Source organism: Brevibacterium sp. SIMBA_078, assembly GCF_046534565.1.
In the GTDB taxonomy this organism is placed as follows: Bacteria; Actinomycetota; Actinomycetes; order Actinomycetales; family Brevibacteriaceae; genus Brevibacterium.
The window spans coordinates 1-238 of record NZ_JAWRYQ010000562.1; the positions used below are offsets into that span (position 1 = coordinate 1).

Here is a 238-nt window from a genome sequence, read left to right on the forward strand (position 1 = left end):
GCCCGAGGTCGCAGCGGGAGGGAAGACGGCCAGGGTCCATTCCGGAACCGGGGAGGTGTCCGGCGAGGAACTGGCCCAATTAATAGCCAAAGAGTCGAAAACGGGCGGAGGTGGCGGGGACGGTGTTTTCAACGCCAACGGCGCGCCGGCGCTGGGCTCCGTCAAGTCATTTTCCATGAGCGACATGGTGGATCTGCTGCGGACGATGCAGAGCAAGAACCAGGAAGTCCAGATGCAG

The 238-nt window shown here is 62.6% G+C and carries 1 protein-coding gene; it reads left to right on the forward strand.

What is annotated here, in order from left to right; genetic code table 11:
* Positions 1 to 55: 55 nt before the first annotated feature.
* The coding region (locus SB749_RS20805) for a hypothetical protein (protein ID WP_410711990.1) at positions 56 to 238 on the forward strand (183 nt) is incomplete at its 3' end.